Raw genomic sequence first — 11,858 nt, forward strand, 5'->3', positions numbered from 1 at the left:
CTAACCATAAATGGTAGCCCAGCCAGCGCCACTTCGCAAAAGCCTTAGGAAACGACCGTTGCGCCCGGACGATCGGCGACCCAGTTCAAACGGATGCCGGGTTCGGCTTGCGGCACGCGGGCGTCGATGCCCAGGCCCGCCGCATAGACCAGGATGTCGCCCCGGTAGACCAGCGGCAGGCGCTCGCGCTCCCAGCTTGGAATGCCGCGTTCCTGGTACAGGTTCTTGAGGCTGCGGCTGGGCGTGGCGGGGCCGACCTTGAGGCGTTCGCGCCCGCGCCGCCATGCGATGCTGAGCGGGCCGCCGCGCAGCCACTGTGGGTCGATGCCCTGCGCGGCAGACGAAAATTGCAAGATGCCGCCATGGCTGTCCACGCGAATGTCGGCTTCGCCTGTCCAGACGATGCCGGCGGCGTCGGCCGCGCCGTCGTCGCCAGAATGGTCGCCTGTCCGGTCACCAGAACGCTCCCCCACCCGGTCGATCACAAGCCAGTCGCGAAACCGCCGGACATGCACCGTTTCGTGCTGGAGCACGATCTGGCGGTCGCGCGCCGCGCGTTGCAGTTGCCGCTGCAGTTCCAGCAGTCGGGCTTCGGACGGCATGGTCAGCCCGTGTTCGGCCAGCCAGAGCCGCAGCACCAGGGTCTGGCGGGCTTCGCTCAGGCCCAGCAATGCCGAGACACGCACGCAGTGGTCGTAAGGCGGCACGTGCTCCTGCACGGCTTCCAGGTCGGCCGCCGCGACTTCGCGCAGCACGTCGGCGGACTCGGTCGCCAGCCGCGCAAAACGTTCCAGGGTGCTGCGGTAGCCGGGCCAGGTGCGTTCGATGGCGGGCAGCACGTCGCTGCGCAGCGCGCCCCGGGCATAGCGGATATCGAGGTTGGACGGATCGCTGACGGCCACGTAGTCGGGCGCCAGGGCCGGACCGTAGTCGCGCAGGGTTTCCTGGATGCGGCTGCGAGGCACGGTCAACCAGGGCCGAAGGTAGTCGATGCCGTCGAGCTGGCTGACGGCCGCCATGCCGCCGACCCCGTCCAGGCCGGCGCCGCGCAGCAGCCGCAGCAGGACGGTTTCGACCTGGTCGTCCTGGTGGTGGCCAAGCAGGATGTGGCGCACGTCCGCCGCACGGGCCATATCGGCCAGCGCGGCATAACGCGCCACGCGCGCGGCGGCTTCGATGCCGCGCCCGTCGGACGTGTCGACGCTGACACGGGTCTGCGCGAACGGCAGGCCCAGGCGGTCGGCCAGACAGGACGCGATGCGGGCCCAATCATCGGCTTGCGCGTGCAGGCCGTGATGGACATGGAAGACGTGGAGCGCCAACCCGCGTTCCCGGGCCACGGGCGCGGCCAGCATGGCCAGGGCCGACGAATCGGGCCCGCCGCTGACGGCGACCGCCAGGCGAGCCAGCCCCGGCGGCAGGGCGTCGAACGCCCCGTTCAGCGCCGAGACCAGCGCAACCAGGAGGGGGGATGCACTACCGCCCTGCCCCGGTTCAGGGCTGGACGGTCTCCTTGAATCGGCCATAGGACATCACACGTTCGAACCGGGTGCGGACCAGGTCGGCCGGCTTGACCCCCTGGCACTGGCGCAGGCTGTCGACCAGGCCGCGGCGCAGCAGCTGCGCCATCTGCTTGGGATCGCGATGCGCGCCGCCAACGGGCTCGCTGATGATCTTGTCGATCAGGCCCAGGGCCTTGATCCGGTGCGCGGTAATGCCGAGCACTTCGGCGGCGTCGGGCGCCTTTTCCTGGCTGCGCCACAGAATCGACGCGCAACCTTCGGGAGAAATGACCGAGTAGGTCGAGTACTGCAGCATCAGCACGACGTCGGCCACCGCGATCGCCAGCGCACCGCCGGAGCCGCCTTCGCCGATGATGGTGCTGATGATCGGCACTTTCAGTTCCGACATCGCGTAGATGTTGTGGCCGATGGCTTCGGACTGGCCGCGCGCTTCGGCGTCGATGCCGGGATAGGCGCCAGGCGTGTCGACAAAGGTGAACACCGGCATGTTGAATTTTTCGGCCAGGCGCATCAGGCGCAGGGCCTTGCGATAGCCTTCGGGCTTGGGCATGCCGAAGTTGCGCATCGCGCGTTCTTTGGTGTCACGGCCTTTCTGGTGGCCGATGATCATGCACGGCGCGCCGTTGAAGCGGGCCATGCCGCCCACGATGGACTTGTCGTCGCCGAACTGACGGTCACCGTGCAGTTCGTGGAAGTCGGTGAACAGCTCGCGGACATAATCCAGCGTGTACGGACGCTGCGGATGACGCGCGACAAGCGCCGTCTGCCAGGGCGTCAGCTTGGAATAGATTTCCTTGGCCAGCGTCTGGCTCTTGGTCTGGAGCCGGCTGATCTCTTCGGAAATGTCGACGGCGGAATCGGCCTGCACAAAGCGCAGTTCCTCGATCTTGCCTTCGAGTTCGGCGAGCGGTTGCTCGAATTCTAGAAATGCGTTGCGCATCAGTACTCCACGGGTACGGGATCCAGGCTACGCCAGAGATACCAGGTTGCTACGGTGCACCACGGCTTCCAGGCTTGCGCAACTTCCCGCGCCTCGAAGCGTGACACCGGTTCGCCGCTGAAATAATGCAGCGAAATAGCTCTCAGCAGGCCGGGGTCGTCCAAAGGCAGGACATCCGGCCGCCGCAGATTAAAAATCAGGAACATCTCGGCTGTCCAGCGTCCGATACCCCGGATCGCGGTCAACTCGGTGATGACGGCTTCGTCGTCCATCTCGGCCCACTGCTGGGGATGGACGCGACCTTCATGGAAATGGGTCGCCAGGTCGAGCACGTATTCGGACTTGCGCTGCGACAGGCCGGCCTCGCGCAGCCCTTCCAACCCGGCGCGCACCACGGCCGACGGCGTGACGCGCCGATGGCAGGCCGTCACGCATTTTTCCCAGGCGACCTCGGCGGACTTGGCGGAGATCTGCTGGGCGACGATGGCGCGCGCCAGCGTGACGAACGGTTCGTCGCGGGTCAGCAGGTGGACTTCGGGATGCTGCGGAATGACCTTGCGCAGGATACGGTCGCGTTTCATCAGGTGCGCGACAGCCGCGTCCCAGTAGTCGGGCTTGCCGGGGTCGTCGGCCGGCCCGTCGTTCGCCGGCCGGCCGTCCATCAATCCAGCGTCCAGCACCGGGCCGGACTCGTCTGCAACGTGCGACTTCATAGGGAATTCGGTTCTCTGTTCTCGACCGATGGACATCAGGCGCGGCGCCACACGGTGACACCACCCGGCTTGTCTTCCAGGACGATGCCCTCGGCCAGCAGCTCGGCGCGCAGGCGGTCGGCTTCGGCAAAATTCTTGTCTTTTTTCGCCTGGGCGCGCGCTTCGATGCGCGCCTCGATGGCCGCCGCGCCGGTATCGGCGTCGTCGCCCCCTGCCTTGCCCTGCAGGAATTCGCGTGGCGGCTGGCCAAGCAGGCCCAGCATGCCGCCCAGCGCCTTCAGCTGTCCGGCGGCACGGGCCGATCCGGACTTGTTGGCCTCGGCAGCCAGTTCGAACAGGGCAGCCACGGCTTCGGGCGTATTGAAGTCATCGTCCATGGCGGCCTTGAAGGCCAGCCCGGTCGGATGATCCCAATCGACGCCCGCCTCGTCGGGGGCGACGTTGGCGAGCGTAGTGTACAGCCGCGTCAGGGCCGATCGGGCGTCGGCCAGGTTGTCGCCGGCGTAGTTTTGCGGGCTGCGGTAATGGCTGCGCACGATGAAGTAGCGGATGACTTCGGCGTCGTAGTGTTCCAGCGTGTCGCGGATGGTGAAGAAGTTGCCCAGCGACTTGGACATCTTTTCGGCGTCCACCATCAGCGGGCCACAGTGCATCCAGGTGTTGGCAAAGGTGCCGCCATAGGCGCCTTCGCTCTGGGCGATTTCGTTTTCGTGGTGCGGAAATTTCAGGTCCGGACCGCCGCCGTGGATGTCGAGCGGCATGCCCAGCAGTTCCATGCTCATGGCCGAGCATTCGATGTGCCAGCCCGGCCGGCCCACGCCATACGGCGATTCCCACTTGGATTCGGGCGGCTCGGTCGGCTTGGCGGCCTTCCAGAGCACGAAGTCCAGCGGATCGCGCTTGGCGGTGTCCACCTTGACGCGTTCACCGGCGCGCAGGTCGTCCAGCGACTTGCCCGACAGCTTGCCGTAGCCCGGGAACTGGCGGACCGCGTAGTTCACGTCGCCGTCGCTGGACCGGTAGGCCAGACCCTTGTCTTCGAGCAGGCGCACGATGTCGAGCATCTTGCCCACGTGCTGGGTCGCGCGCGGTTCGTGGTCGGGGGGCTGGACGCCCAGCGCCGCTTCGTCTTCATGCATTGCGTCGATGAAGAACTCGGTGACCTGGGTTATCGTTTTGCCCGACTCGACCGCGCGGCGGATGATCTTGTCATCGATGTCGGTAATGTTGCGGACATAGTTGACCTGGTAGCCGCTGGCGCGCAGCCAGCGCTGCACGATGTCGAAGCTGACCAGCATGCGTGCATGGCCCAGGTGGCAGTAGTCGTAGACCGTCATGCCGCACACGTACATGCTCACGCACCCGGCCTGGCGAGGCTGGAACGGTTGTTTGGCACGAGCAAGCGTATTGTAGATTTGGAGCATGTCTGGGCGGTGCGCTAGGCTGAAAAACGGGAAGCCCCGGCGCATTGAAACCTCGGCCGGGGCTAGAATTGCAGCAAATTATATCAATCGAGCGCGCCTGTCCCATTCCGGCCGCGCGTTCACTCTTGGGCAGAACCACTTTTGGCACCGACAGACCTCGTTAGTCCCGCCGCGCCGACCCGTCCTTTGCAGGGTGTCGGCACTCCGCTTTCCGGCATTCTGGCCGCCGCCGTCCTGGCGCTGTCGTGCCTGGGCAGCTCGTCCGCCCTGGCGCAGACCCGGGCCGCCACGCCGCCCCCGACCGTGCCGTCCGATGCCGACGTCTCACCCTGGCTGACCAATCTGCTCGAATCGCTCAAGCCGCGGGTGGACACCCGCCTGCCCGAGTCGTCGCGCGCGGCCACGGTCCGGCTCGAAGGCCTGCTGGCGTCCGGCAAGGCCGCCGAGGCGCTGCCCGAGATCGACGCCCGCCTGGCCAAGAGCAAGGGCGGCGACAGCCAGGGCGAAGACGTCCAGATGCTGTTCCTGAAGGGACGCGCCCTGAACATCCTGGGCCGGCCGCAGGAAGCCAAGGCGGTCTACACCGACATGACGCAGCGCTTTCCGGAACTGCCCGAGCCCTGGAACAATCTGGCGGCGCTGGAAGTGGCCGATGGCCGGCTGGAACAGGCCAAGATGGCGCTGGACGCCGCCCTGCGCAACGATCCGAACTACCCCGTCGCGCACGAGAACATGGGCGACTTGTTTATGATGATGGCCGCGCGGTCGTACAACGACGCGCTGCGCCTCGCGCCCCAGAACGCCGGGGCGCGCAACAAGGAAGCCGGCATCAAGTCGTTGCTCGAGGCAAGGACGCCGGCGCCGCAACCCCGGAACCGTTAATGAAGACCTTCCTTACTGCTGCAGCTGTTGCCCTGGCCGCGCTGGCCGCCCCGACCGGCGCCGCCCTGGCCGGTCCGCAAGTCGCGCTGACCACCAGCGCCGGCGTCGTGGTCATCGAACTCGATGACCAGAAGGCCCCCGCGACCACCGCGAACTTCCTGCAATACGTGAATGCCGGGCACTACAACGGCACGATCTTCCATCGCGTCATCCCGAATTTCATGGTCCAGGGCGGCGGTTTCACGGCCGACATGGGCGAAAAGAAGACGCGCGAACCGATACGTAACGAAGCCTCAAATGGCTTGAAAAACGATAAGTACACGGTGAGCATGGCCCGGACATCCGATCCGCAGTCCGCGACCGCGCAGTTTTTCATCAACACTGCCGACAATGCGTTTCTGAACTACCGCGCCGCGACAGCCAGTGGCTACGGGTATGCGGTATTCGGCAAGGTGGTCCAGGGTAAGGAAGTGGTCGACAAGATCGGCGCGACCCCGACCACCACCCGGGGTCCGTTCGCGGACAACCCGGTTCAACCCATCACGATCCAAAAAGCAGAGGTCCTGAAATAATGAGCACACGCGTCAATCTCACTACGAACCACGGCGTCATCGTCATTGAACTGAACGCCGACAAGGCGCCCAAGACGGTTGAAAACTTCCTGTCGTACGTCAAGGATGGCCACTACGACAACACGGTGTTCCACCGCGTGATCCCGGGTTTCATGATCCAGGGCGGCGGCTTCGAACCCGGCATGTCGCAAAAGCCGACCAAGGCAACGATCGACAACGAGGCCAACAACGGCCTGAAGAACAACGCCTACACCGTGGCCATGGCGCGCACCAACGCCCCGCACTCGGCCAGTTCGCAGTTCTTCATCAACGTCGCCAACAACGACTTCCTGAACTTCAGCGCTCCCACGCCGCAGGGCTGGGGCTACGCGGTGTTCGGTGAAGTGGTCGAAGGCAAGGAAGTCGTCGACAAGATCAAGGGCGTCAAGACCGGCAGCAAGGGCGGCCACCAGGACGTGCCTGCCGAAGACGTGATCATCACGAAGGCCGAAGTCGCTGCGTAATTCGCACGGCTGAGTCGTACCATCGAGGCGCACTGGCGCCTCGATGCGTTTTAACGCAAGGAGATTCAGTGCCCGGCACACCTTCCGACACCCTCACCCCCTCTTCTTCCCTGCCCGTCCTGGAGCTTCCAGGCACCGTCTGGATCGCGTCCGACCTGCACCTGTGCGAAGAGATGCCCGCCACGCGCGAAGCCTTCCTGGCCTTCCTTGACGTGGCTGCCACCGACGCCGACAGCCTGCTGCTGGCAGGCGACGTGTTCGATGCCTGGGTCGGCGACGACGTGATCGACGCGCCGCCCGCCTGGCTGGCCGAGATCGTTTCCGGACTGCGCAGCGCCGCCGCCCGCATCCCGGTCTACCTGGGCCCCGGCAATCGCGATTTCCTGATGGGCGACCACCTGGCCGAGGCCACGGGCACGCACCGGCTGATGGAACCGTCGGTGGTGCACAGCGCCGCCGGGCGCTTCCTGCTGTGCCACGGCGACGGCCTGTGCACGGACGATGTGGCCTACCAGCAGTTTCGCGCCATGGTGCGCAACCCGGCCTGGCAGGCGCAGTTCCTGTCACGCTCCCTGCCCGAGCGGCAGGCGATCGCCCGCGACCTGCGCGCCAAAAGCGTGGCCGAAAAAAGCCGCAAGGCGGCGGACATCATGGATGTGAACGCCGACGCGGTCGCGCAGGCCTTGCGGGATGCCGGCGTGACACGACTGGTGCATGGGCATACCCATCGGCCCGACCGGCACGTGTTCCTGCTGGACGATGCGCGCGCCGAGCGCTGGGTGCTGCCCGACTGGGACCTGGATGATGCCGACGCCCCGCGCGGCGGCTGGCTGGTCGCGGACCGCGACGGCTTCGCGTTCAACGACATCGGGCTGGAGGACTGAGACAAACTGTTTCCGTTGCTGCATCAACATTATCGGACGCTGCAACCGGACTGTCATGCGGGATTCCTATGATCGCTGCACTTGGCCAACCCGCGCCGCGGGACGCCTCATGCACCTGGAATCCCGCTCATGGCACACCGTAGAGATTTCTTTCGCGTTTCCCTCGCGACCACTGCCGCCGTCGGCCTGTCGCACGTGCTGTCCGCCTGCGGCGACGGCATGTCGGAAGCCAACGCAGCCACCGCGCCCAATCCCCTGACCGCCAAGCTCAAGCGCCTGACCAGCGACAGCGTGTGGACCCTGTCGCGCGAGACCAAGCTGAACTTCATGGCCTATCACCCCCAGGGCCTGTGCCGCGTGGGCGATGCGTTCTATCTGTCCACCGTGGAAATCACCACCCTGCCCACCCGGCTGGATCCCCCCACCGAATACGACCGCACCACCGGCGCCGGCCGCGGCCATATCCTGAAGTTCGACATGAACGGCAATCAGACGGGCGACCTGATCGTGGGCGAAGGCACCGTCTACCACCCGGGCGGCATGGACTTCGACGGCACCAACCTGTGGGTGCCGACCGCCGAATACCGTCCCAACAGCCAGGCCATCCTGTACAAGGTCGACCCGGCGCAACTGAAAGCCACCAAGCTGTTCACCTATCGCGACCACCTGGGTGGCCTGTCGCGCAACCCCGACCGCAACACCCTGCACGCCGTGAGCTGGGGCTCGCGCCGCTTCTACCGCTTCGCGCTGGACACCGCGCAAGCCGCCAGCCCCGACGCCGCTGTCGCACCCGCCGACCTGCGCAAGCTGAACCACGCCTTCTACATCGACTACCAGGACAACCAGTACCTGGGCGACGACGAGATGCTGTACACGGGCCTGACGAGCTTTGCCGCCACGCCGAACAGCAACGCGTTCGCGCTGGGCGGCTTCGAGATCGTGAACCTGGAAACCGGCCTGCCGACCCATCAGGTGCCGATCAAGCTGTACGCCCCCAGCCGCCGGCCCATGACGACCAACGCCACGTGGTTCGAAGCGACGGCGACGGGCATCCGCGCGTACTTCGTGCCGGATGACGACACGGCGTCGATGTTCGTGTACGACGTGGTGGTGTAAGGCGGACTCGAGTTAGTTTTTCTCACCTCAGGAGTGCCATTTAGTCATTTGACAGAGGGGGCTCACGATTCCTACCATCGACTCGTGAGCTGTGGTGTCGGACCAGGTTCAAACGCCTGGGCGCCAGCCGGTTTCGCATTAGCGCGATTGATACCAAAGCTGTGCCTTTCGGATGTCGACCCATGCCCTTCTCGTCTTTCCTGCACCGCGCTGCTGTTCTGACCGTGTCGTCTGTCTGTACGATCGCCGCGGTCAACGGCGCGTACGCCGCGGAGCCCGTCAAAGTCCGCCTGGACTTCCTGCCCTACGGCTTGCACGCCCCCTTCTACCTGGCCAAAGAGCGCGGCTGGTTTACCGAGCAGGGCCTTGACGTCACGATCGAAGACGGCAACGGCACAGGTCCGGCGCTGGCGCTGGTGGCTGGCGGAAACTACGACATTGCCCAGATCAGCCTGGGTGCGCTTCCGATTGCCCGTGACAAGGGCATGCCGGTCAAGGCGATCGCTGCCGTGCTCGGCAAGGGGGATTTTGGCGCGGTCGTTGCCGAGTCGGCCAATATCAAATCGCCCAAGGACCTGGAAGGCAAGACGGTGTACTACTCGGCCGGGTCGGTCGAGACACCGTTCATCGACACCTACCTGCAGCGCGCGGGTGTCGACAAGAGCAAGGTGAACCTCGTCAACATCGACATCGGCGCGAAGATTTCCGGCTACATGTCGGGCCAGGGCGACGCCATGTTCGCCCCGGTGTCGCTCTACACCATCCGCGGGGTGACGCCGCGTGCGTCGCGGGGCATGCTGTTCACGGAGTACGGCATCGAGGTCCCCAGCTTCGGGCTGGTGGCCAACGAGTCCACGATTGCCAAGCGGCCCAAGGTGTTGGGAAGCTTCGTGGGCGTATTCCAGCGCGCCTGGGTCGCCATCAAGGAAGGCGGCGCAATCGACGAAGGGGTGGCCGCACTGATCAAGAACCGGCCGCAGGCCAAGCTGGACCCGGCCGTGATGAAGGCGCAGATCGAAGCGGTCTACCCGTTCCTGAAGACGGCGGCGACTGCCGACAAACCCATGCTGTGGATGGCGCCGTCGGACTGGGCCGCCACGGTCAAGGTCATGGAATCGGCCAAGCTCATCAAAGCGGGTACCAAACCCGAGGCCATCTATACCAATCAATTCATTGCGGCAAAGTGATGCACGCGGTTCAAGCTGCCCCGGCGTCCGCCGGCCTGCCGCACGTTCGCATGCGTGGGGTGGGAAAGGTCTACCAGACCGGCACCACCGATCTGGTTGCACTGACCAATATCCAGCTGGATGTGCAAGACGGCGAGTTCCTGAGCCTGCTGGGCCCCAGCGGCTGCGGGAAAAGCACGGTGCTGCGCTGTGTGGCCGGTCTGGAATCCACGACGACGGGCGACGTCAGTGTGGGCGGCCAGCCGGTCGATGGCCCGCCGTCGGGGCTGGGCGTGGTCTTCCAGCGCGACGTGCTGCTCGATTGGCGCACCGTCTTGCAGAACGTCATGCTCCCGGCCGAGTTCGAGCCTGCCGAACGCCAGGTGGCATTGCGATCCAAGGCGCTCTACCTGCTGCAGATGGTGGGCCTGGGCGCCTATTGCGACCGCTATCCGTGGGAGCTGTCCGGCGGGATGCGGCAACGTGCCTCGATCTGCCGCGCCTTGCTGACCGACCCGCAGCTGCTGCTGATGGACGAGCCGTTCGGAGCACTGGACGAATTCACGCGCGACCAGCTCAATCTTGACCTGCTGCGCATCTGGGCGGAAACCCGGAAGACGGTGCTGTTCATCACCCACAGCATTGCCGAGGCCATTCTGCTGTCGACGCGCGTGGCCGTGATGGCGCCCAACCCGGGCCGGATCGCCGAAATTGTCGAGATCGACCTGCCCCGCCCACGCACGCTGGCCATGCGGGACACCCCCGAATTTGCGTCCTACAGCGCGCACATCCGGTCGGTGTTCGAGCGCCTTGGCACAGGTGCCCGATGACGACCAAGCCCCCTGCCGCAATGGGTCTGACGCCCCACCGTCCGCACACGCCCCTGGGCTGGGTGCGCACATCGTCCTTGCGCATGGCGTATACGCTGGGCACGCTGGCCGTGTTCCTGCTGGTATGGGAAGCCGCATGCCATGTGTTTGGCATTGGCGCCTATCTGCTGCCCAAGCCCAGCGACGTGCTGGCGCAGATGGCGGACGATCCGGTGTTCCTGCTGCGGCATACGGCCGCCACGGCCTGGGCCACGGTCGCGGGATTTGCGCTGGCGGTCGTGGCCGGCGTCGTGCTGGCCGTCGTCATCGTCTATTCGCCCTTCCTGGAAAAAACCCTGTTCACGTCGCTGGTTGCGTTCAACGCGATCCCCAAGGTCGCCATCGCCCCGCTATTCATCTTGTGGATCGGCACCGGCATCGAATCGAAGGTGCTGATGGCCTTCCTGATCGCCATCTTTCCGATCATCGTGGACACCGTTGCCGGGCTGCGGTCGGTCGACCCGGCCCAACTCGACCTGATCAGCATCTACCGGTCATCGCGCCTGCAGATCTTCTGGAAGATCCGCTTTCCCAATGCCCTGCCCAGCATTTTTGCGGGCATGAAGGTCAGCGTCACGCTGGCGCTGATCGGCGCGATCGTTGGCGAATTTGTCGGCGCCAACCAGGGACTCGGCTTCGTGATCCTTCAGGCCCAGGGCACCTACCAGACGCCGCTTGTGTTTGCCGCCATCGCGGTGCTGTCGATTCTTGGGGTGGTGTTGTTCAACCTGATCGATGCGGCAGAGCATCTGGCCTTGCCGTGGCATGTCTCGAATCGCGGCAAGCGCGGCAGGCGCTGAAGCGGCCGCTGCATCGAGGGCGTTGCCGCCCGGTCCTTGTCCGAGGGCGGTATGGATTTGCGTTGCTACTGGAGCTTTCCGCATGGCACTTGTCCCATTGGCCAGCAAAGGCCACTTCATGCACGTGTTCGACTTCCGGGTATTGCCCGGCGAGGGGGACGCATTCATCACCTTGTTCGAAGCGTTCGATTATTCCGATGACAACCCGATGCACAAGTCATCGGCGCAGATCAAGGACGGGGTCCTGTGCCGGGACACCAATGATCCCGACCATTTCTACCTGATCGGCGAATGGAACGACATCGTGGTGCATGCGGCGATCGGCAAGCAGATTGCCATGGACATGAAACCCGAATTCCTGCGTCTGGTGGAAGGCGGCCGCTTCATGCCGATCTATGCCGAGGTGGTGTCGAGCACGCCGCAGGACATTCTGGACAAGGCGTCCTGAGTCCATGCCGCGCCGTCC

The 11,858-nt window shown here is 65.2% G+C and carries 13 protein-coding genes; 9 read left to right on the forward strand and 4 right to left on the reverse strand.

The features are described from left to right. Positions 1 to 44: 44 nt before the first annotated feature. From tilS to cysS, 4 genes are all read right to left on the reverse strand, one after another. Complete coding sequence (gene tilS, locus HD883_RS07935; protein WP_179586657.1) at positions 45 to 1,526, reverse strand: tRNA lysidine(34) synthetase TilS; 1,482 nt, start codon at positions 1,524 to 1,526, stop codon at positions 45 to 47. Next, on the reverse strand, positions 1,495 to 2,463 hold the full coding sequence (locus tag HD883_RS07940) for an acetyl-CoA carboxylase carboxyltransferase subunit alpha (protein WP_179586655.1): 969 nt from the start codon (positions 2,461 to 2,463) through the stop codon (positions 1,495 to 1,497). The genes tilS and HD883_RS07940 overlap by 32 nt, the downstream gene beginning before the upstream one ends. Then, positions 2,463 to 3,125: a DNA-3-methyladenine glycosylase family protein gene (locus HD883_RS07945; protein ID WP_179588679.1), complete on the reverse strand. Its 663-nt coding sequence runs from the start codon at positions 3,123 to 3,125 to the stop codon at positions 2,463 to 2,465. Before HD883_RS07945 ends, HD883_RS07940 begins: the two co-directional genes overlap by 1 nt. 86 nt (positions 3,126 to 3,211) lie before the next feature. After that, positions 3,212 to 4,600, reverse strand: coding sequence for a cysteine--tRNA ligase (gene cysS, locus HD883_RS07950; RefSeq protein WP_179586653.1), 1,389 nt, complete (start codon positions 4,598 to 4,600; stop codon positions 3,212 to 3,214). Positions 4,601 to 4,741: 141 nt separating this feature from the next. Between cysS and HD883_RS07955 the strand changes: the two genes are divergently transcribed. The 9 genes from HD883_RS07955 to HD883_RS07995 all read left to right on the forward strand — a co-directional run bounded on the left by HD883_RS07955 (position 4,742) and on the right by HD883_RS07995 (position 11,840). Next, positions 4,742 to 5,482 carry a tetratricopeptide repeat protein gene (locus HD883_RS07955; protein ID WP_179586651.1) on the forward strand — a complete coding sequence of 247 codons (741 nt, stop codon included), beginning with the start codon at positions 4,742 to 4,744 and terminating at the stop codon, positions 5,480 to 5,482. Continuing rightward, entirely contained in the window at positions 5,482 to 6,054 is a 573-nt protein-coding gene (locus HD883_RS07960) for a peptidylprolyl isomerase (RefSeq protein WP_179586649.1), read from the forward strand. The genes HD883_RS07955 and HD883_RS07960 overlap by 1 nt, the downstream gene beginning before the upstream one ends. After that, positions 6,054 to 6,557, forward strand: coding sequence for a peptidylprolyl isomerase (locus HD883_RS07965; protein WP_179586647.1), 504 nt, complete (start codon positions 6,054 to 6,056; stop codon positions 6,555 to 6,557). Before HD883_RS07960 ends, HD883_RS07965 begins: the two co-directional genes overlap by 1 nt. Before the next feature lie 110 nt (positions 6,558 to 6,667). Then, on the forward strand, positions 6,668 to 7,441 hold the full coding sequence (locus HD883_RS07970; RefSeq protein ID WP_179588678.1) for a UDP-2,3-diacylglucosamine diphosphatase: 774 nt from the start codon (positions 6,668 to 6,670) through the stop codon (positions 7,439 to 7,441). Between the two features lie 129 nt (positions 7,442 to 7,570). After that, positions 7,571 to 8,557 (forward strand): DUF6454 family protein, encoded by a 987-nt coding sequence (locus HD883_RS07975; protein WP_179586645.1) that lies wholly within the window; start codon positions 7,571 to 7,573, stop codon positions 8,555 to 8,557. A gap of 182 nt (positions 8,558 to 8,739) precedes the next feature. Beyond that, entirely contained in the window at positions 8,740 to 9,744 is a 1,005-nt protein-coding gene (locus HD883_RS07980; RefSeq protein ID WP_179586643.1) for an ABC transporter substrate-binding protein, read from the forward strand. Beyond that, positions 9,744 to 10,553: an ABC transporter ATP-binding protein gene (locus HD883_RS07985; RefSeq protein WP_373563325.1), complete on the forward strand. Its 810-nt coding sequence runs from the start codon at positions 9,744 to 9,746 to the stop codon at positions 10,551 to 10,553. The genes HD883_RS07980 and HD883_RS07985 overlap by 1 nt, the downstream gene beginning before the upstream one ends. Further along, the gene (locus HD883_RS07990; RefSeq protein WP_257022057.1) at positions 10,550 to 11,392 is read left to right on the forward strand and encodes an ABC transporter permease; all 843 of its coding nucleotides are present in this window, start codon (positions 10,550 to 10,552) and stop codon (positions 11,390 to 11,392) included. The genes HD883_RS07985 and HD883_RS07990 overlap by 4 nt, the downstream gene beginning before the upstream one ends. Positions 11,393 to 11,474: 82 nt before the next feature. Further along, positions 11,475 to 11,840, forward strand: coding sequence for a hypothetical protein (locus HD883_RS07995; protein ID WP_179586641.1), 366 nt, complete (start codon positions 11,475 to 11,477; stop codon positions 11,838 to 11,840). Positions 11,841 to 11,858: the final 18 nt, after the last annotated feature.

The organism is Pigmentiphaga litoralis (assembly GCF_013408655.1).
Lineage (GTDB): Bacteria > Pseudomonadota > Gammaproteobacteria > Burkholderiales > Burkholderiaceae_B > Pigmentiphaga > Pigmentiphaga litoralis_A.

Coding starts and splice junctions, on each gene's coding strand:
- tilS (WP_179586657.1), bottom strand. CDS start 1,526: ATGGCCGATTCAAGGAGACCGTCCAGCCCTGAACCGGGGCAGGGCGGT.
- HD883_RS07940 (WP_179586655.1), bottom strand. CDS start 2,463: ATGCGCAACGCATTTCTAGAATTCGAGCAACCGCTCGCCGAACTCGAA.
- HD883_RS07945 (WP_179588679.1), bottom strand. CDS start 3,125: ATGGACGGCCGGCCGGCGAACGACGGGCCGGCCGACGACCCCGGCAAG.
- cysS (WP_179586653.1), bottom strand. CDS start 4,600: ATGCTCCAAATCTACAATACGCTTGCTCGTGCCAAACAACCGTTCCAG.
- HD883_RS07960 (WP_179586649.1), top strand. CDS start 5,482: ATGAAGACCTTCCTTACTGCTGCAGCTGTTGCCCTGGCCGCGCTGGCC.
- HD883_RS07965 (WP_179586647.1), top strand. CDS start 6,054: ATGAGCACACGCGTCAATCTCACTACGAACCACGGCGTCATCGTCATT.
- HD883_RS07975 (WP_179586645.1), top strand. CDS start 7,571: ATGGCACACCGTAGAGATTTCTTTCGCGTTTCCCTCGCGACCACTGCC.
- HD883_RS07980 (WP_179586643.1), top strand. CDS start 8,740: ATGCCCTTCTCGTCTTTCCTGCACCGCGCTGCTGTTCTGACCGTGTCG.
- HD883_RS07985 (WP_373563325.1), top strand. CDS start 9,744: ATGCACGCGGTTCAAGCTGCCCCGGCGTCCGCCGGCCTGCCGCACGTT.
- HD883_RS07990 (WP_257022057.1), top strand. CDS start 10,550: ATGACGACCAAGCCCCCTGCCGCAATGGGTCTGACGCCCCACCGTCCG.
- HD883_RS07995 (WP_179586641.1), top strand. CDS start 11,475: ATGGCACTTGTCCCATTGGCCAGCAAAGGCCACTTCATGCACGTGTTC.